Here is a 17,937-nt window from a genome sequence, read left to right on the forward strand (position 1 = left end):
TCAGCGCCCGTCTGCCGCCCCGTCGTCCCTCTCTCCGTCTTCGACACGTTGCGCTCGCGCGCCCACGCTTATCCCGCCTCGTCCGGTGGAGTGAACCATGTCGGTCGCCGCCATCGACCCCGTCGCCCTCGTCGCGCTCGCACAGGAGGCCGCGAGCATCGAGGGGATCCTCCTCGACCTGCTCCCGATCGCCATCATCGCCGCGGGGGTCGGGATCTTCGTCGCCAAGGTCGGGCGGTTCCCCTACACCGTCGCGCTCCTCCTCGCGGGGTTCGCCGTGTCCGTCGTCGGCGCGACGACGAGGGCCGTGGACATCGACATCGCGCTCTCGCACGACCTCATCCTGCTCGTCCTCCTGCCGCCGCTGCTGTTCGAGGGGGCGGCCACGACCGACCTGGAGCGGCTTCGTCGGAACCTCGTCCCCGTTCTGGCGCTCGCCGTCGTCGGCCTCGTCGCGTCGGTCGTCGTGCTGGGCGTGGCGGGCGCGGAGCTGTTCGGCTTCCCCCTGCTCGTCGCGCTCCTGTTCGCGGCGATGATCCTGCCGACCGACCCGGTGAGCGTCCTCGCACTGTTCAAGGAGCTCGGCGCGCCCGACCGCCTCGCGGTCCTGGTCGAGGGCGAGAGCCTGATCAACGACGGCGTCGGCGTCGTCCTCTTCTCCGCGCTCCTGTCGCTCGTCGTGCGGGGTGCGGACCCCACCCGGCTGTTCACCGTCGAGGGCGTCGCCCGCGTCGCGTTCGACCTGGTCGCGGTGAGCCTCGGCGGCCTCCTGGTCGGCCTGCTCACCGGCTACGCCGTGTACAGCGTGATGGTCAACCTGGACGAGCGCATGACGGAGACCGTCCTCACGCTGATACTCGCCTACGGGAGCTTCCTCCTCGCCGAGCACTACCTCCACGTCTCCGGCGTCATCGCCACCGTCGTCGCGGGGCTGTTCATCGGCAACCGCGGCGCGGAGTACGCCATGAGCCCGCAGACGAAGATCTCCGTCTTCAGCAGCCTCGAGACCGTCGCGTTCCTCGTCAACACGTTCGTCTTCCTGATGATCGGCGTCGTCACGCCGGTCGAACAGCTACTCTCGCACGTCGAACTCATCGCGCTCGCCGTCCCGGCGGTGCTACTCGCCCGCGCGCTCGCCGTCTACCCCATTGCGACCGCGCTCAACCGATTCGTCGAACAGACGATCCCGCGGAGTTACCAGCACGTCATGCTCTGGGGCGGGCTCCACGCCTCGATCCCGATCGCCCTGGTGCTCGGCCTGCCGCGCTCGCTCGCCGACGGGACGCCGTTTCCCTACCGGGAGGAGTTGCGCGCGATGGTCTTCGGGGTCGCCGCGTTCAGCCTCGTCGTCCAGGGGATGACGATGTCCAGCCTCCTGCAGCGGCTCGGCATCGTCACGCGCTCCGAGGTCGAGGAGCTGTACGAACTCCTGGTCGGGCGTCGCCGAGCGGTCGAGGAGGCCCTCTCCGCGGCCGAGCGCCTCGAGGGGCGCGGTAACCTCCCCAGGGAGGTCTACCGGGACTTCACGGACGAGTACGAGCGGGAACTCGACGACCTGCGGACGGCGATCGCCACCCTGCTCGCGGACAACCCCGAGCTCCGCCGCGAGCGCCTGCTCGTCGGCGAGCGACAGCTCCTTCAGCGGGAGAAGAGCGCCGTCATGGACGCGGTTCGGTCGGGCGTCGTCACCGACGACGTGGGCAGGCAGCTCCTGGACGAGGTGGACCTGAAACTCGACCAGTTGCGGAGCGGGGAGACCACCGTCGAGCGCGGGGAGGAGGGGTACACGGAGTTCTGGCGCTCGCGCGCGGCGGAGTTCGGACTCGACGTCGAACTCGAGAAGGACGGGGACGCGGGGACGCCCCACGACTGACCGCGCCCGCTCGACGCCCGCGATCGGGGAGGGCGGGTGGACGGCCACTCGATCCCCGGGACGAACCTTCAAGTGCGAGAGCGGGACGAGTACCCCCCACCGGCGGCTCGAACGCACCAGCCGGTCTTTCGACCATGCACTGTCAGAACTGCGGCAACGCCGACCGATTCGTCCTGCTCGTCGAACTCACCTGCCTCGTCGGTCCCGACGGCCGCCGCCTCGATCCCGACTGGTCGGTCGGCGCGGAGTGTCCCGACTGCGCGAGCACCGACGTCGCCGGCGATCCCGTCTCGCTGCTCACCGCGGCCGTCTGAGTCCGCTCCCGGCCCCCCGGCCGCGACCGTTCGCGTCCATCGACACGATCAGCGGCACGCCGGACGCGCCCGCCGCGAGCGCGAGGTCGCAGGTCAACCGCGAGACCGACCCCGCCGGTAGCACCTCGAGCAGGAGCGGGTACTCGCGCAACCGGACGGTCGTCGGTGCGCGTCGGTCGATCTCGCGCCGCGCGCGGTCGAGCGCGGCCGCGGGTCCCGGCGTGCTCCAGCTGACGCACCCGTCGTCGTCGATCGCGGTCACGACCAGCGGCGTCGAGTAGCTGTCGCCGTCGAAGGTCGTCCCGAGCCCCGGGCCGACGGTCAGGCGTCCCCCGCCCCGCCCCCGGGCCTCCGGGAGTCCCTCCGGCCGTTTCGAGACGATCACCCGTCCGCGCTCTCCCCCTCGCCGTACCTCGATAGTCACGGTTACCTATTTCGGCAAAATAGCTAAAAGTGCATAACAGTGTCGACTGCCTTCCACGGACGATGACCGACGATGAGCGGATTCTCGGTACGACGAAAGTGACGGATCGGTGGCGGATCAGCCTCATCAAGGCCGTCCGCGAGGAACTCGCGGAGGCCGGAACCGAGGTCGAGGTCGGGGATCGGCTCGTCTACAAGCTCCGCGACGGGCGGATCGTCGTCGAACCGGCGTAGCCCGTCGCCCACCTTGCTGTCGCCACCATCAGTCCTTTGCGAGCGGCGCGAGTAGTCCGATACATGGCCGACGACGAACACGAACACGGACGCGACGTCGAACTCGCCGGGGAGCGAGACGAGGAGGGGCCGGACGATAGAGAGGAGGCCGAAGCGGAGGCGGAGGAGGCCGCCCGCGAGCGCCGCAACGAGGAGATCGAGAGGGAAGTCGAGCGGGAATCCGAGGTACGCGCGGAGGAGGCGGCCGAACAGGAGAACGTCGACAACCACCGCGACGAACCGCCGTTCGAGAGCTGAGTTTCGTCGGTCAGTGGCCCGCGGTGAGCTTCAGCCCCGAGACGCCGACGACGATGAGCGCGATGAAGGCGAAGCGGCTCACACTTCGCGGCTCGCCGAAGAGGTAGACGCCCGCGACCGCGGTCCCGACCGCCCCGATGCCGGTCCACACGGCGTAGGCGGTTCCGATCGGGAGCGTCTCGACCGCCCGCGCGAGCAGGAGCATGCTCACCGCCATCGCGGCGACGGTGAGCGCTGTCGGCACCGGGCGGGAGAAGCCGTCGGTGAACTCGAGCCCGACGGCCCAGCAGATCTCGAACGCGGCGGCGAGGAGCAGATACGTCCACGACATCGGTGGAGCGAACGCCGGCCGCACACAGGAGCGTTGTGGATCGCCGGAGCGGCCGACAGCGCGGGGCGCGTTCGGCCGCTCGCGGACCGCCGACGCCTCGGTCGTCGGGAGCGACGCGGCGGATTCTGTATCCCGAAATGCGGTTTATATCGGCGGCGGTCCCGCCCGTCGCGCAAACCAAATCATTACGTCGTTCGCCCCGAGGGGAGGCATATGGCCCTTCGGAAACCGCCGTTGCGGGACCTCCTCGCCGACCGCGCGAAGTTCACGGAGTTCGGCGGGTGGGAGATGCCGGTGGAGTTCGACTCCATCCGGACCGAGCACGAGGCCGTCCGCGAATCGGTCGGCATCCTCGACGTCTCACACATGGGCGAGATCGCGGTCCGGGGACCGGACGCGACCGAGTTGATGCAGCGGCTGACCACGAACGACCCGTCGCGACTCGCGCCCGGCGAGGGGCAGTACTCGGCCGTCACCGACGAGTCCGGCGTCATGCTCGACGACACGGTCGTCTACGCCCTCCCGGAGGCGCATCAACCCGATGCGGGCGACGCCTACCTCTTCGTCCCGAACGCGGGCCACGACGAGGAGATGGAGGCGCGGTGGGTCGACCACCGGGACCGGTGGGGGCTGGACTGTGCCGTCGAGAACCGCACCGAGGCGTACGCCATGTTCGCGGTGCAGGGCCCCGACAGCGAGGACGTCCTCGCCAACGCGACGGGCGAGGCGATCCGCGACGTCTCGCGGTTCGACGTCGCCGAGGCGACCGTCGAGGGGGTCGACGTCCTCGCCGCGCGCACGGGATACACCGGCGAGGACGGCTTCGAGCTCCTCTGCCCGTGGGACGAGGCGGAGACCGTCTGGTCCGCCCTCCCGTGTCAGCCCTGCGGCCTCGGCGCGCGGGACACGCTCCGCATCGAGAAGGGGTTCCTGCTCTCCGGACAGGACTTCGACCCCGAATCGAACCCGCGGACGCCCTACGAGGCGGGAATCGGCTTCGTCGTCGCGCTCGACACGGACTTCGTCGGTCGCGACGCCCTCGCCGACGCGACCGATCCCGACGAGCGCTTCGTCGGGCTGACGCTCCTCGATCGGGGGGTCCCGCGGAGCGGCTACGACATCACCGACGCGGACGGCACCGTCGTCGGGACCGTCACCAGCGGCACGATGAGCCCCACGCTGGGCGAGCCCATCGGCCTCGGGTACGTCCCGCGCGAGTACGCCGACCCCGGTACGGAGATCGGGGTCGTCGTCCGCGAACGAAAGAAAGACGCACGCATCACCGAAACACCGTTCCTATGAGCTTCGAGATACCCGACGACCTGTACTACCTGGAAACGCACGAGTGGATCCGCGTCGAGGACGATACCGCTCGAATCGGCATCACCGACTTCGCGCAGGACGAACTGGGCGACGTGGTGTTCGTCGAACTCCCCGACGAGGGCGACGAACTCGAGCAGGAGGCGCAGTTCGGCGTCATCGAGTCCATCAAGGCCGTCTCGGACCTCTACGCGCCGCTCTCCGGCACCGTGAGCGCCGTCAACGAGGAGCTGTTCGACGCGCCAGAACTCGTCAACGAGGACCCCTTCGGCGACGGCTGGATGCTCGAACTGGAGGGCGTAGACGAGGACGAACTCGACGCGCTCCTCACGCCCGAGGAGTACGAGGAGCAGATCGCCTGACGACGATCCGGCTGTTTCTGCAGGTGTCGCACGCGGCGTAGTCGGTACGCGCCGCGGGACGATACACTCCATTTCGCAATACGTAATCAGTCGCGCCGGCGCCGAACCGCCGGGGGCGTACAGTGGCTACCCTCCGTCGCGGTCAGTCCTCGTCGTAGAGGTGCATCTCCTCGAAGAAGCGGTCGCTCACCTGCTCGGCGGCGTAGCGGAGGACGACGTCGTCGTCCGCGGCGTCGGCGAAGAGGCCGAGCGGTATCTCGCCGCCCGCCATGTCGCGGTAGCCGCCCGCGCTCCCCACGTCGTCGAAGGCCCGCCGGACGACGTCGCCCGCGTTGACGCGGGGGTCCGTGGAGCGGACGCTCATCCGGATGGTGTCCTCGACGATGCCGAAGACGAGCACGGTGCGGACGCCCTCGAGGTTGAGCAGGTACCGTGCCGCCTGCGGGAGGGCGTCCGTCTCGGTCGTGATACCCGCGGAGGTGACGAGCACCGACCCCCTGACCTCCCGACCGCGGATGGCCTCGCCGATGGCGTCGAGCGTCGCGGGGCTGAACGCCGCCCCGTACATCTGCTCGACGAGTTCGAGGTCGGCGTACGGGCGGACGTAGGCCCCGGCGGCGTACTCGTTGGCCGTCGGGTTCCGGACGTGGTCGAGTCGCTCCCGGTGGAGGGCAAAGAGGAGCGCCGAGGCGAGGCGCTCGGAGGGGACGATGTCGAGGGCCCTGAGGTACTCGACGACGATGGCCGCCGTCGTCGCGTAACCGGTGCGACAGTCGGTGAACGAGACGTTCTCGGGTCGGTCGCAGGGCCGGTGGTCGATGACGATGTCCGGAGCGGCGTCCGTCGGGAGGTCGTCGTAGACGCCCGGCTCCGCGTGCCCGACCAGCGCGATCCCGTCGAACTCGCCGGGGCGTAACTCCTCGGCTTCGTGGAGTTCGATGTCGAGGAGGTTGATGAACGCCAGGTTCTCCTGGTGGGAGATCTCCTCGCTATAGGCGGTTCGAACGGTCCCGACGCCGACCACCTGCGCGATGGTCTCGAGCGCCAGCGCGCTCGAGATGCAGTCAGGATCCGGGTTGTCGTGACAGACCACCAGCAGTGATTCGACCTCGTCGAGTGTTTCGACGAGTTGCTGTGCGTAGCCCACGGTGACACTACGGTCGATTTACGAATAAACCTCGCTTTATTTTTATAACACTGTGAAAATCACGTATCCCGGACGGCGCGCCGTCGCTCGACGGAGGGGGTATGTGCGTTCCCGTCCTCCCCGCGGTATGGAGTTCACCGTCGAAACGGACGCGCGAACGCAGGTGGTGGACGTGACCGACCGGGTCGCCGGGGCCGTTCCGTCGGACGCGACCGGGGTCTGCACCGTCTTCGTCCGACACACCACGGCCGGCGTCGTCGTCAACGAGGCCGAGTCGCGCCTGCTCGACGACGTGGTCGGGTTCCTCGGGGACGCAGTCGCGGACGACGGCTGGCGGCACGACGAACTGGACGGCAACGCCGACGCCCACCTCAGGGCGCTGCTGCTCGGCCCGAGCGTGACGGTCCCCGTCGCGGACGGCCGCCTCGCGCTCGGACGGTGGCAGTCGGTGCTCCTCGTCGAGTGCGACGGCCCGCGCTCGCGGCGGGTGACGGTGACCGCGACGCGGAGCGACTGATCCCCGTCGCGACGACGGTTTCGTCGGGGCGCCGGGGTCCGTCGTCCCGCGGGTGGCACGTCGACCACGGTGCGGAGCGGAGCGTCAGGCGACCGTCCGGAGCGCGTCGAGCATCGCGTCGAGGTCGAGGTCGGTGACGGCGAGCGAGAACCCGTCGACCCGCGCGAGCGCCGGGGCGTGCTCCCACAGCGCGTCGCGGTCCATTCCGTGGAGTACGACCGCGCTCGGCGTCGGCGTGACGACGCGGAGCGCGACGAGCGGTGACTCCCCGCGGGTCACGTCGGTGAACACGAGCGCGCGGTTGGTCGACTGCCCGTAGAGGCGGTAGAACTCCTCGCTGGAGAGGCGCGTGATGGCCTCGATGGAGTTGATGACGGTGTGGCCGGCGATCGTACGCTGGGTCCCCTCGACGACCTCCTCGGCGTCGATGGCGTCGTAGAACCGCGAGATCGGGACCGTGGCGGGGTACTCCCGGAGGTCGTAGACGATGTCGCTCTCGAAGCCCGCCGAGATGACCCGCGCGAACTGGCGGACGTGGGTCCCGCCGCGCGCCTCGTCGATGTCGAGCAACGCCTCGACGACCCGCCGGACGACGCCGATGCCGGGGCTCTGTCTGCGGCCGCTCTCGTAGTCGGAGATGACGGACGGCGAGACGTCGAGGTGGTCCGCGAGCGCCGTCTGCGCGACGTCGAAGTCGGTGCGCCACTTGCGCAGCGTTCCACCGGGATCGTCGCTCAGCACCACCTCACCGGCGATGCGCTGTGCCAGCGTGTGGCGGAGGTCGGTCATTCGTCTCGTCCCGAGTTCCCGGACGGTAAAGCGCTGGCGTATCGAGGACGTTTTTACCCGATGTGTCCAACGATCGACGTAGTGACCCACCCCATCCCCACCGGCTGTCCGCCCATCGACGACCTCCTCGGCGGCGGGTTCGAGCGCGGCACCGTGACGCAGGTGTACGGCCCGCCCGCGGCGGGGAAGACGAACCTCGCGCTCGGGGGGACCGTCGAGGCAGTCGCCGAGGGCAACCGCGCCCTCTACATCGACACCGAGGGGCTCTCGATCGACCGCTTCGAGCAGCTGGCGCGCGCCCGCGTCGGCGAGGACGGCGTCGACGACCTCGCCTCGCGGGTGATGATCACCGAGGCGCTCGACTTCGACGAGCAGGCCGAGGCCGTCCGCGACGCGACCGAGGTCGCCTCCCAGATCGACCTGATCGTCCTCGACAGCGCGACCGGCTTCTACCGCCTCGAACGCGAGAACGACGACGAGGGCGAGGCGCTCCGGACGGTCGTCCGCCAGGTGACCCACCTCCTGTCGCTCGCCCGGCGCTACGACCTCGCGGTCGTCATCACGAACCAGGTCTTCTCGGACCCCGAGGGGGACCGCACGCGGGCGCTCGGCGGACACACCCTCTCTCACTGGTCGGGCGCGGTCCTGCGCCTCGAACGCTTCCGCGGGGGTAACCGGCGCGCGACGCTCGAGAAGCACCGATCGAAGCCGGTCGGCGAGTCGGTCCGCTTTCGCATCGTCGAGGGCGGGATGGTGGCCGGCGGGGAGCCCTGATCGTGTCACGGGGGCGACCGTGACTCGGGCGAGAGAGACATGCCCGTGCGGTCCCGAGGTGAGACCGTGATCGTCGTCGCCACCGAGGACTTCGAAGTCTACCACGGCGTCGTCAACGAACTCCGCGAGCGCGGCGCGGGATTCACCACCCAGGAGCTCGACGACCCGCTCCCGCCGGACGCCCGCCTGCTGATCGTCGGTCCGGACGACGACGTCCGCGAGGCGGCGCTCGCGGGGGCGGAACGCGACGTCGCGGTCGTCCGCGCGGACCCGGCGGCCCCCCGTGCGGCGGTCGAGGAGGCGCTCGCGGTCATGCGGGGGGCCGAGGGACGCACCGTCGTCGGCATCGACCCCGGCGAGCGCCCCGGTATCGCCGTCCTCTCGGGCGACCTCGTCGTCGCGGCGTTCCAGGTACCGGCGACCGACGCGGCCGAGGTCGTCCGCCGCGAACTGGAGGAGGCGGTCGACCCGGTCGTCCGGATCGGCGACGGCGCGCGGCTGGTCGGCGCGCGCATCGTCGACGACCTCGCGGCCGACGTGCCGGTCGAACTCGTCGACGAGACGGGGACAACCCCCTACGTCGGCACCGGGGCGCGCGGGATGGGGGACGTGCTCGCCGCCGTCAACATCGCGCTGCTGCCGGGCGAGCGCGTCGAGGGACGCGAGATCGAGCCCACCGACGGCGAGATCCAGGTGATAAAGAGCCGCTCGCGCGAGCGCAGCGAGGACAACCGCACCATCACCGAGTCGCTGGCTCGCCGGGTCGCCCGCGGGGAGTTGAGCCTCGACGAGGCGCTCGACGAGCACCGGAGGGAGTGACGCGCCGCCGGCGGGACGGCGCGCGCGAGGTAAGGGCACCGGTGGGGTGCCACCGGATCGCACGCTTATCCTCTCGGACGACGTGTCCACCGCATGTCCGAACCGACCGACACGAACGTTGAGTTCGCACACTGGATGGACACGTCCTGGCTAACTGGACCTGCGTGACCTCGTGCTCGTCGTGCAGGACGGGGGCGGGCCGACCGCCGTCGGGCTGACGGAAGCGGCTGTCCGCGGTAGGGCCTGACCGCGGCCGCCGTCGCTCACTCGGCGCTCGGCGGTCGATCGGGGCTCCGGTCGATGCGCGCGGCCGCCGTCCGCTCGTAGCGGAGGGCCAGGCGCGCGCCGCAGCGATCGCAGGTGCACAGCCGCGTGTACTCGTCCCGGCGTTCGTCGTACAGTTCGGTGTCGGGCGTGACCGCGTCGTGGTCGCAGGCGGGCGACCCCCGGCGCGACAGGGGATCGACCGGCAGGCGGATCGGCGTGGTCAGTGTCTCCAGCAGGACGGTGAGTGCCGCCGATAGGTTCATCCGGCGGCACTCGGTGAGGGGGTCACTTATGTCTTTCTCGCGACCGAACCTGTCGGTCGGCGTCCCCGACCGCCGCCTCCGCCCGGCGCATCACCTCCCGGGTCGGGAGGCCCGTCTCCCGCGCCGCGCGCGCCGCGTCGTCGTACTCCGCGCTCGCGTCGAAGACCCGGCCCTCCTCGTCGCTGGCGACCTTCACCGACACCTCGACGGTCCGCCCGTCGATGTCGAGTTCGACCGTCTCGAAGGCGCGCCGGGCGACGAAGCGGTGTCGCACGCCCGTCTCGCGGACGCCGAGGGTGCCCGTCTCCTCGGCCAGGCGGCGCGCGACGCGGCCCGCGTCCTCGGGTTTCACGATCACCTTCACGAGGTGTCCCGGTCGGGACTTCTTCATCGTCGCGGGGAGGATCGAGACGTCGCGCGCGCCCGCCTCCGCGAGCGACTCGTGGAGGCCGCCGAGCACCTCCGGGGACGCGTCGTCGACGTTCGTCTCCAGCACGCGGATCTCGTCGCGGAGGAGACCGCCGCGCGCGCGCCCCGCGAGCGCGCGGAGCACGTTAGGGTGTTCGGGGAAGTCGTAGCCGCCCGCGCCGTACCCGACGCGCTCGACCGCGAGCGTGGGGAGGGTCTCGACGCCGGCCGCGACGTGCGCGAGGATCGCCGCGCCGGTGGGGGTCAGCAGTTCCGCCTCGACGGGACCGCCGCGCAGTTCCCAGTCGGCCTCGGCGGCGATATTCACGACCGCCGGCGTCGGAACGGGGTAGGTGCCGTGGCTCATCGACACCTCGCCGCCGCCGGTCGCGAGCGGCGTGGTCACGACGCGCTCCGGGTCGAGGTCGGCGAGCAGGAGGCAGACGCCCACCACGTCCGCGACGGCGTCGTCCGCGCCGACCTCGTGGAAGTGCGTGTCGTCGAGGTCGGTGCCGTGCACCCGCGCCTCGGCCTCCCCCAGGATCCGGAAGATCGCCCTCGCGTCGGCCTCGACCCCCGCCGGGAGACCCATCCCTTCCACGAGTTCGACGACCTCGCGATAGGTGCGAAGCGGACCGGCCCCCTCCGCGTGTTCGTGGGGGTGATCGTGGGCGTGTTCGTGGGGGTGATCGTGGGCGTGCGCGTGGTCGCGCCCCCCGTGATCGTGCTCGTCCCCGCCGTTCTCGTCGCGTTCGTGGTCGTGTCCGTGCGCGCGGTGCTCGTTCCCCTCGCCGTCGCGGGACTCGGAACCGTCCGGGTCCGCCGCGTCGTCCGTCAACCGCACGACGACGCGCGTCGCGAGGATGCCGTTCTTCTCGATCTCGCGCACGTCGTACTCGACGGGGAGGGCGTCCTCGACGGGGGCGAGGGCGTCGCGGTCGGCCCCGGCGGCGAGGAGCGACGCGAGGAGCATGTCGCCGCTCGCGCCCATGCGCCCGTCGAACGCGATGGTGTCCATGGTACCCGGTCGGCGGGGAGCGCGAAAAAAGCGCGTGGTCGGCGCTCGACCCGTCGAAACGCCAACCCGTGACTGTGACGAGCAAAAGGGATATACCCGGTCGAACCCGACCTACGGGTAACCCCGCAATATGAACGAAGTGCAACTGGAGGTGGCGAAGGCGTACCCCAACGACTCGGGGCGCGGCATCGCCCGCCTCGACCCGGACACGCTGCTACACCTGAAGTTGAGTCCAGGTGATATCATCGAGATCGAGGGGGGCGACCGGACCGCCGCGAAGGTCTGGCGCGCCGACAGACAGGACTGGAACACCGACACCGTTCGCATCGACGGGTTCACCCGCCAGAACGCCGACGTGGGTATCGGCGAGCGGGTGACCATCCGCAAGGCGGAGGCCAAGAAGGCGAACAAACTGGTGCTCGCGCCGCCCGAGGAGGCGAGCGTGCAGTTCGGCAGCGACGCCGCCGGGATGGTGAAGCGCCAGATCTTAAAGCGCCCCGTCGTCGAGCGCGACATCGTGCCCGTGATGTCGAGCACGAACCACCCGTTCATGCGCTCGCCGGGCCAGGCCATCCCGCTCATCGCCGTCGAGACCGAACCCGAGGGCGTCGTACTCATCACCGAGGATACCGAAGTGGAACTCCGCGAAGAGCCCATCTCCGGCTTCGAGAAGACCGGCGGCGGCATCACTTACGAGGACATCGGTGGCCTGCAGGGCGAGATCCAGCGCGTCCGCGAGATGGTCGAGCTCCCGATGAAACACCCGCAGATCTTCAAGAAGCTCGGCATCGAGCCGCCCCAGGGCGTGCTGCTGCACGGGCCGCCCGGTACCGGTAAGACGCTGCTGGCGAAAGCCGTCGCCAACGAGACCTCGGCGAGCTTCTTCTCCATCGCCGGGCCCGAGATCATCTCCAAGTACTACGGCGAGTCGGAACAGCAGCTGCGCGAGATCTTCGAGGACGCGAGCGAGGAGTCGCCCTCCATCATCTTCATCGACGAACTCGACTCCATCGCGCCCAAGCGCGAGGACGTGACCGGCGAGGTCGAGCGGCGCGTCGTCGCTCAGCTCCTGACGATGATGGACGGCCTCGAATCGCGCGGGCAGGTCATCGTCATCGCCGCCACGAACCGCGTCGACAGCGTCGATCCCGCGCTGCGCCGGCCCGGCCGGTTCGACCGCGAGATCGAGATCGGCGTCCCCGACGAGACGGGCCGCAAGGAGATCCTCCAGATCCACACCCGCGGGATGCCGCTGTCCGACGACGTGAGCCTCGCCCACCTCGCCGACGAGACCCACGGCTTCGTCGGGGCGGACATCGAGTCGCTGACGAAGGAGGCGGCGATGAAGGCCCTCCGGCGGTACCTCCCCGAGATCGACCTCGACGAGGAGGACATCCCGCCGAGCCTCATCGACAAGATGATCATCAAGCGGGACGACTTCCGCGGCGCGCTCGCGGAGGTCGACCCGAGCGCCATGCGGGAGGTGCTCGTCGAACTCCCGAAGATGACCTGGGACGACGTCGGCGGCCTCGCCGACGCGAAACAGCAGGTCCAGGAGTCCGTCGAGTGGCCGATGAACAACCCCGAGCGCTTCGAGCGCATGGGGATCGCCCCGCCGTCGGGCGTGCTGCTGTACGGCCCGCCGGGGACGGGTAAGACGCTGATGGCGAAGGCCGTCGCCAACGAGACGAACGCGAACTTCATCTCGGTGCGCGGCCCGCAGCTACTCTCGAAGTGGGTCGGCGAGTCCGAAAAGGCCATCCGCCAGACGTTCCGCAAGGCGCGGCAGGTCTCGCCGACGGTCGTGTTCTTCGACGAGCTCGACTCGCTCGCGCCCGGCCGCGGCGGCGACGTCGGCTCGAACGTCTCCGAGCGCGTCGTCAACCAGCTGCTCACCGAGCTCGACGGGCTGGAGGAGATGGAGAACGTGATGGTCATCGGCGCGACCAACCGCCCGGACATGATCGACCCGGCGCTCATCCGCTCGGGTCGCTTCGACCGCCTCGTCTTCATCGGCGAGCCGGAACTCGAGGGGCGCGAGCAGATCCTGCGCATCCACACGCGCGACACGCCGCTCGCGCCCGACGTGAGCCTGCGCGAACTCGCCGAACTGACGGGCGGGTACGTCGGCTCCGACCTGGAGAGCATCTGCCGCGAGGCGGCCATCGAGGCGCTCCGCGAGGACCACGACGCGGACGAGGTCGAGATGCGCCACTTCCGCCAGGCGATGGAGTCGGTCCGGCCGACCATCTCCGAGGACATCCGCTCGTACTACGAGGACATCGAGGACCAGTTCCGCGGCGGCCAGCGCACCCCGGAGCGACAGAGCGGCCGCATCGGCTTCCAATAAGAACCCAGCTTTTAACTGCCACCTTTCGCCGCGCGGGGTCCGAAGGACCCCCGCTGGCAAAATCTGGACCAAAAGCCCGCGTCACCCCCTCAGTCGCTTCGCTCCTTCGGGGGTTCCGTCGGTCCGCTCGCTCCCTGCGGTCGCTCGCGGAACGGCGCGCTCGTGCGACGGTGGACGAACGGCCGATGGCGTCGGACGCTGAGTCTCAGTAACGCTTCTGTCGCGAAGCTCGGTGTCTCGCCGGACGTTCGATGGACCGGCGTTGCCGCGACACCACGCTCGTTCTCCGTGCGCTCGCCTACTTCGACGCGCTTCAGCGAGTTCGTGGTCAGTCCACTCGTACCGGCCGTGACCGACGGTCTCGGGACGACGACGAGCGTCCTCGGCGTCGGGTTCACTGCGATGACCGCCGGGTACGCCCTCGTACAGTTGCCGAGCGGGATGCTCGGGGACCGTGTCGGCGAGCGTCGCGTCGTCCTCGGATCGCTGGCCGCCACCGCGGTCGGCAGCCTGGGGTTGGCGCTGGCTCCGAGTCCGATCACGTTCGTCCTCGCCATGACCCTCCTCGGTTTCGCGACCGGCCTCTACTACACCCCGGCGACGACCCTTCTGACGAATCTCCACGCGGAGACGGGGAGAGCGATCGGCGTCCATCGGCTCGGCGGGCAGGCGGTCGGCCTCACCGCCCCGACGTCGCCGCGCTCGTCGAGTTGCTCTCCCGCCGCGACCTCGCGGTCGCGACCGTGATCGCGTCGCTCGGCCAGTTCGCCGACGTGGCGACCTTCTCGTTCCTGCTCGCAGTGCTGGAGGAGCACCACGGATTCGCGCCGACGACCGCGGGCGCGCTGTTCGCCCTCTACTTCGCGGTGCTGACCGTCGGCCAGCCCGCGGTCGGGTGGCTCTCCGACGAGATCGGACGCGGCGCGACGACGGTCTCGGCGCTCGCCGCCGGAGCGTTCGGGTACGCGCTGCTGGCGGTCCGGACGGATCTCGTCGCCGCGACGCTCGCGACCTGCTTCGTCGGCGTCGGAATGACGTGGAGCCCGCCGGTCCAGTCCCGCATCGTCGACGGCCTCAGCGTGGACGAACGGGGCGTCGGGTTCGGTCTCGTCCGTACCGTCTACATCCTCGTCGGGTCGCTCGGCGGGGTCGTCGTCGGGAGCGTCGCGACGCGAGCCGGCTGGTCGGCGGCCCTCTCCCTGCTGACCGGCTGCGTCGCTCTCGGGGCGCTCCTGGTAGTCGTACAGGGGACGGTGGCGAGCCGCGCAGAGTGAGGTCTCGACTCGACACCGCACTCCCTGCGTGCGCTGGACGACACCCTGGCGTGCAGGCGACGCCGCGACGGGGCGGGGGTCGCGGGGGTGTGGCGTCGCGCACCCGCGAGTGAGCGCCGCAGGCGCGAACGAGCGGCCGCGCCGAACGACCGCAGGGAGTGAGGCGCGGTTTTGGTCCAGGTTTTGCCAGGGAGCGAGCGCAGCGAGCGACCGCGGCAAAACGTGGGCGTGCAGGCGACGCCGCGGCGGGGTGTCCGGTTCGCGGGGCGTGGCGTCGCACAACCGCGAGCACCCCGCGACGATCCTCACGTCACGGAGGTCTCTGGTCCCGTTCTCGGTTATAAAAGTACGGACCGGCAAGACCACCCTACCGACCTGAACACCACCGATAGCACCAGCGCGGCACCCGCGAGCGAGTGAAACGAGCGAGCGGACCGACGAACCCCCTCGCTTCGCTCGGGGGTGAGGAGGGTTTTGGTCCAGCTTTTGCCAGCGAGCCGCCAGCGAGCGCGAAGCGTGTCGCTGGCGCGCGAGCGCAGCAAAAGGTGGCAGTTAAATGGTGGGTTCTAGTAGATCAGTTCGTCGCTGTTCTCGACCATGTAGAGGGTGCGCGCGGCGATGTTGACGGCGTGGTCGCCGACGCGTTCGAGGTCGCGCACGGTCAGCAGGAGGCGAGAGACGTCCTGCATGAGCGCCTCGATCTCCTCGTCGTCCCCCTCCACGAACTCCGTCTCGATCAGGTCCCGCACGACGATCTCGGAGGCGCGCTCGCAGAGGCGGTCGAGGTCGTCGTCGCGCTCGGCGATGTCGAAACAGGCGTCCGCGTCCTCCGACTCGTAGGCGTTCATGGCGTCCTCGATCATCTCCAGGGTCACCTGACCGATCCCCTGGATGTCGACGTCGGGATAGACGTCGCGTTTCGCGTCGAGGGTGTAGGTCCCGAGGTTGGTCGCGAGGTCGGCGATGCGTTCGAGATCGGTGATGATCTTGAACGAGGCGGCGATGAAGCGGAGGTCGCCCGCGACGGGTTGTTGCAGCGCGAGGAGGTCGATGCACTGACTCTCAAGATCGAGGTAGAGTTCGTTGACCTCATCGTCGCCCTGGATCACCTCCATCGCGAGGTCGCGGTCCTTCCCCTCGAGGGCGGACAGTCCCATCCGGAGACGCTCGGAGACGACTTCGCTCATGTAGAGCACGTCCTCGCGGAGCGAGGACAGCTTCTCTTGGTATCCCTGTCGTGCCATTAGCGGATCACCACGGACGTGTCGTTCATATACCTGTGGGCGCGCTCACGAAATAAATATGCTTGCGTTCACATCACGACCGAGACGTGTGGGTACGTATGTCATCATATTACTCGATTCCCGCTGCTGATCGCGCGAGCGACCGGTTTCGAGCTCGACGCGACGTCGCCGGACGTCGAACCGGAGTCGTCGGTACTTCCGGCGAGGTATCCCCTGGTGACATGTCGGAACTGTAGACCGCCACTCGATATATAGAAATGGATTGATTTATGGCCCGTCGCTCTCGACAGCGGAACATGGAAACCCGCAAGGTGCAGGTGACGGGTGGCTCGACCTACACGGTGTCGCTTCCGAAGACGTGGGCGACCGACAACGGCGTCAGCGCCGGAAGCATCGTCGAGTTCTATCCGGAAGACGATTCGTTGTTGCTGACGCCCAAGGGCGAGGAGCGGCGGACGGAGGGGACGCTCGACATAACGAACCTCGAGGGGAGGGAGCTGATGCGGGCGGTCATGACGATGTACGTGAGCGGCTTCGACATCATCAACCTCGAGACAGCGCGGGTCACCGCCTCGCAGCGTCGGGCGATCCGCGAGGCCGCCCAGCGCCTCGTCGGGCTCGAGGTCATCGGGGAGACGAGCGAGCACATCATCCTGCAGGACCTTCTCGACTCCTCCGAACTCTCGATCATCAACGCCATCACCAGGATGCGATTGGTCGCGCTCAGCATGCTCAACGACGCCATCACGGCGCTCGTCGAGAACGACGACGACCTCGCCCAGGACGTCATCGAGCGCGACGACGACGTCGATCGCCTGTGGTACATGACCTCGCGGGTGTTCCGGTCGGTGCTGCGCGACCCGAGTACCGCGACCGAGGTCGGCCTCGGACGGGAGAGCTGTTTCGACTACCACTCGAGCGCCCGCCAACTGGAGCGCATCGCCGACCACGCGACGAAGATCGCGGAACACGCCCTCGAACTCGAGGAGATCCCCGGGGAGGCCGCGGACGGGTTGCAGAAACTCCTCGTCGAGGCGAGCGACATCACCGAGACGGCGATGGACGCGCTCCTCGAGGACGACTCGGAGCGCGCGACGCAACTCGCCAACGAAGCCCGCGAGCGCGTGGACGAGATCGACGCGCAGGCCCGCGAGGTCGACAAGCTCATCCGCGAACTCGACCCCCAGCAGGCCCAGCTGCTCGGCCTCGTCGTCGACTCCCTCGGCCGGAGCGCGGACTACGGCGGCAACGTGGCCGAGACGGCGCTCCAGAAGGCCGCACCCAAGCCGTAGAACCGAAATCGTTCTGAAGCGTTCGATCCCGGACGATCCCTTCTCCGTCACCGCGCCGCCGACCGTCGGAACGTCGCGGGGCTCCGGTCCTCGGTTCGCCGGGAGAGGTGGTTATCCCCGGTAGATCGAGTCCCGTCAGGTCCACGAGGAAACGGCCCACGACGCGATGCACCCGGAGACGAGCGCTGCGGTCGGCGGTCCGGCACGTTCGCGTTCGTCCCCTGTTCGCCCCTATTCACCCCTATTCGTCGTCCACGAGGACGGCGTTGACCTGTCCGTCCTGACCGGGGCGGGAGGTGACGCGGGCCGCGCCCTCGGACGTGTCGATGACGGCCCCCTTGGTGATGATGTTCCGGCGGACGTAGTTCGGGTTGGCGTCGTTGCGCGTGACGCCGTTGATGGTCGCCGAGACGACGCCGTCGTCCGTCGCGACGCTCGCGACGTCCGTGGAGATGGCGCGGACCTTCACGTTGCCCCCGCGCGTGTCGACGGTCTTGAGCTTCGCGTCGGCGACGCGGGTCTCGGTCGGGGTCGTGCCGAGCTCGTGCTTGCGTTTCTTGTGGATCGGGCGTCGTCGACCACCGGTGCGCTTGGTCCGGGAGCGTCCCTGGTACTTCATAC

General features: G+C 69.4%; 21 protein-coding genes. 13 read left to right on the plus strand and 8 right to left on the minus strand.

All coding sequences use genetic code 11. From position 1 onward, the window contains the following. Positions 1–97: 97 nt before the first annotated feature. The gene (locus P1K31_RS03535) at positions 98–1,873 is read left to right on the plus strand and encodes a Na+/H+ antiporter (protein ID WP_276304896.1); all 1,776 of its coding nucleotides are present in this window, start codon (positions 98–100) and stop codon (positions 1,871–1,873) included. Between the two features lie 134 nt (positions 1,874–2,007). Continuing rightward, on the plus strand, positions 2,008–2,187 hold the full coding sequence (locus P1K31_RS03540; protein WP_276304897.1) for a hypothetical protein: 180 nt from the start codon (positions 2,008–2,010) through the stop codon (positions 2,185–2,187). Here P1K31_RS03540 and P1K31_RS03545 read toward each other — a convergent pair. Continuing rightward, the gene (locus tag P1K31_RS03545) at positions 2,171–2,611 is read right to left on the minus strand and encodes a hypothetical protein (protein ID WP_276304898.1); all 441 of its coding nucleotides are present in this window, start codon (positions 2,609–2,611) and stop codon (positions 2,171–2,173) included. The genes P1K31_RS03540 and P1K31_RS03545 overlap by 17 nt on opposite strands. 62 nt (positions 2,612–2,673) lie before the next feature. Between P1K31_RS03545 and P1K31_RS03550 the strand changes: the two genes are divergently transcribed. Together P1K31_RS03550 and P1K31_RS03555 are read left to right on the plus strand one after the other, a co-directional pair. After that, the gene (locus P1K31_RS03550) at positions 2,674–2,844 is read left to right on the plus strand and encodes a hypothetical protein (RefSeq protein ID WP_276304899.1); all 171 of its coding nucleotides are present in this window, start codon (positions 2,674–2,676) and stop codon (positions 2,842–2,844) included. A gap of 63 nt (positions 2,845–2,907) precedes the next feature. Beyond that, positions 2,908–3,141 carry a hypothetical protein gene (locus P1K31_RS03555; protein ID WP_276304900.1) on the plus strand — a complete coding sequence of 78 codons (234 nt, stop codon included), beginning with the start codon at positions 2,908–2,910 and terminating at the stop codon, positions 3,139–3,141. Positions 3,142–3,151: 10 nt separating this feature from the next. Here P1K31_RS03555 and P1K31_RS03560 read toward each other — a convergent pair whose 3' ends face one another. Next, positions 3,152–3,472 (minus strand): DMT family transporter, encoded by a 321-nt coding sequence (locus P1K31_RS03560; protein ID WP_276304901.1) that lies wholly within the window; start codon positions 3,470–3,472, stop codon positions 3,152–3,154. A gap of 213 nt (positions 3,473–3,685) precedes the next feature. On the opposite strand from P1K31_RS03560, the gene gcvT reads away from it, so the two are divergent. Both gcvT and gcvH read left to right on the plus strand, forming a co-directional pair. Further along, positions 3,686–4,774: a glycine cleavage system aminomethyltransferase GcvT gene (gcvT, locus tag P1K31_RS03565; RefSeq protein ID WP_276304902.1), complete on the plus strand. Its 1,089-nt coding sequence runs from the start codon at positions 3,686–3,688 to the stop codon at positions 4,772–4,774. Next, a complete protein-coding gene (gcvH, locus tag P1K31_RS03570; RefSeq protein ID WP_276304903.1) occupies positions 4,771–5,154 on the plus strand; it encodes a glycine cleavage system protein GcvH in 384 nt (127 codons plus the stop codon). Before gcvT ends, gcvH begins: the two co-directional genes overlap by 4 nt. 142 nt (positions 5,155–5,296) lie before the next feature. On the opposite strand, the gene P1K31_RS03575 is transcribed toward gcvH, so the two are convergent. Beyond that, a complete protein-coding gene (locus P1K31_RS03575) occupies positions 5,297–6,301 on the minus strand; it encodes a DHH family phosphoesterase (protein ID WP_276304904.1) in 1,005 nt (334 codons plus the stop codon). 127 nt (positions 6,302–6,428) lie between these two features. Between P1K31_RS03575 and P1K31_RS03580 the strand changes: the two genes are divergently transcribed. Next, on the plus strand, positions 6,429–6,818 hold the full coding sequence (locus P1K31_RS03580) for a secondary thiamine-phosphate synthase enzyme YjbQ (RefSeq protein ID WP_276304905.1): 390 nt from the start codon (positions 6,429–6,431) through the stop codon (positions 6,816–6,818). Positions 6,819–6,902: 84 nt separating this feature from the next. On the opposite strand, the gene P1K31_RS03585 is transcribed toward P1K31_RS03580, so the two are convergent. Then, positions 6,903–7,607, minus strand: coding sequence for a helix-turn-helix domain-containing protein (locus P1K31_RS03585; protein WP_276304906.1), 705 nt, complete (start codon positions 7,605–7,607; stop codon positions 6,903–6,905). 81 nt (positions 7,608–7,688) lie between these two features. Between P1K31_RS03585 and radB the strand changes: the two genes are divergently transcribed. Both radB and P1K31_RS03595 read left to right on the plus strand, forming a co-directional pair. Then, positions 7,689–8,381: a DNA repair and recombination protein RadB gene (radB, locus tag P1K31_RS03590; protein ID WP_276304907.1), complete on the plus strand. Its 693-nt coding sequence runs from the start codon at positions 7,689–7,691 to the stop codon at positions 8,379–8,381. 66 nt (positions 8,382–8,447) lie between these two features. Beyond that, the gene (locus P1K31_RS03595) at positions 8,448–9,200 is read left to right on the plus strand and encodes a hypothetical protein (protein WP_276304908.1); all 753 of its coding nucleotides are present in this window, start codon (positions 8,448–8,450) and stop codon (positions 9,198–9,200) included. 263 nt (positions 9,201–9,463) lie between these two features. Here the strand turns inward: P1K31_RS03595 and P1K31_RS03600 are convergent, their stop codons facing one another. Both P1K31_RS03600 and larC read right to left on the minus strand, forming a co-directional pair. Continuing rightward, the gene (locus P1K31_RS03600; RefSeq protein ID WP_276304909.1) at positions 9,464–9,730 is read right to left on the minus strand and encodes a hypothetical protein; all 267 of its coding nucleotides are present in this window, start codon (positions 9,728–9,730) and stop codon (positions 9,464–9,466) included. A gap of 22 nt (positions 9,731–9,752) precedes the next feature. Continuing rightward, positions 9,753–11,156, minus strand: coding sequence for a nickel pincer cofactor biosynthesis protein LarC (larC, locus tag P1K31_RS03605; protein WP_276304910.1), 1,404 nt, complete (start codon positions 11,154–11,156; stop codon positions 9,753–9,755). A gap of 130 nt (positions 11,157–11,286) precedes the next feature. Between larC and P1K31_RS03610 the strand changes: the two genes are divergently transcribed. From P1K31_RS03610 to P1K31_RS03620, 3 genes are all read left to right on the plus strand, one after another. Next, positions 11,287–13,506 (plus strand): CDC48 family AAA ATPase, encoded by a 2,220-nt coding sequence (locus tag P1K31_RS03610; protein ID WP_276304911.1) that lies wholly within the window; start codon positions 11,287–11,289, stop codon positions 13,504–13,506. A gap of 288 nt (positions 13,507–13,794) precedes the next feature. Then, positions 13,795–14,253 carry an MFS transporter gene (locus P1K31_RS03615; protein ID WP_379793827.1) on the plus strand — a complete coding sequence of 153 codons (459 nt, stop codon included), beginning with the start codon at positions 13,795–13,797 and terminating at the stop codon, positions 14,251–14,253. Then, the gene (locus P1K31_RS03620) at positions 14,250–14,780 is read left to right on the plus strand and encodes an MFS transporter (protein ID WP_276304913.1); all 531 of its coding nucleotides are present in this window, start codon (positions 14,250–14,252) and stop codon (positions 14,778–14,780) included. Before P1K31_RS03615 ends, P1K31_RS03620 begins: the two co-directional genes overlap by 4 nt. A gap of 566 nt (positions 14,781–15,346) precedes the next feature. Here P1K31_RS03620 and phoU read toward each other — a convergent pair. Then, positions 15,347–16,024, minus strand: coding sequence for a phosphate signaling complex protein PhoU (gene phoU, locus P1K31_RS03625; protein ID WP_276304914.1), 678 nt, complete (start codon positions 16,022–16,024; stop codon positions 15,347–15,349). A gap of 296 nt (positions 16,025–16,320) precedes the next feature. Here phoU and P1K31_RS03630 point away from each other — a divergent pair, with 296 nt between their 5' ends. After that, positions 16,321–17,316 (plus strand): PhoU domain-containing protein, encoded by a 996-nt coding sequence (locus P1K31_RS03630; protein ID WP_276304915.1) that lies wholly within the window; start codon positions 16,321–16,323, stop codon positions 17,314–17,316. Between the two features lie 241 nt (positions 17,317–17,557). Here the strand turns inward: P1K31_RS03630 and P1K31_RS03635 are convergent, their stop codons facing one another. Continuing rightward, entirely contained in the window at positions 17,558–17,935 is a 378-nt protein-coding gene (locus P1K31_RS03635; RefSeq protein WP_276304916.1) for a 30S ribosomal protein S8e, read from the minus strand. Positions 17,936–17,937 lie beyond the last annotated feature (2 nt).

It is taken from the genome of Halomarina halobia, assembly GCF_029338575.1.
Lineage (GTDB): Archaea > Halobacteriota > Halobacteria > Halobacteriales > Haloarculaceae > Halomarina > Halomarina halobia.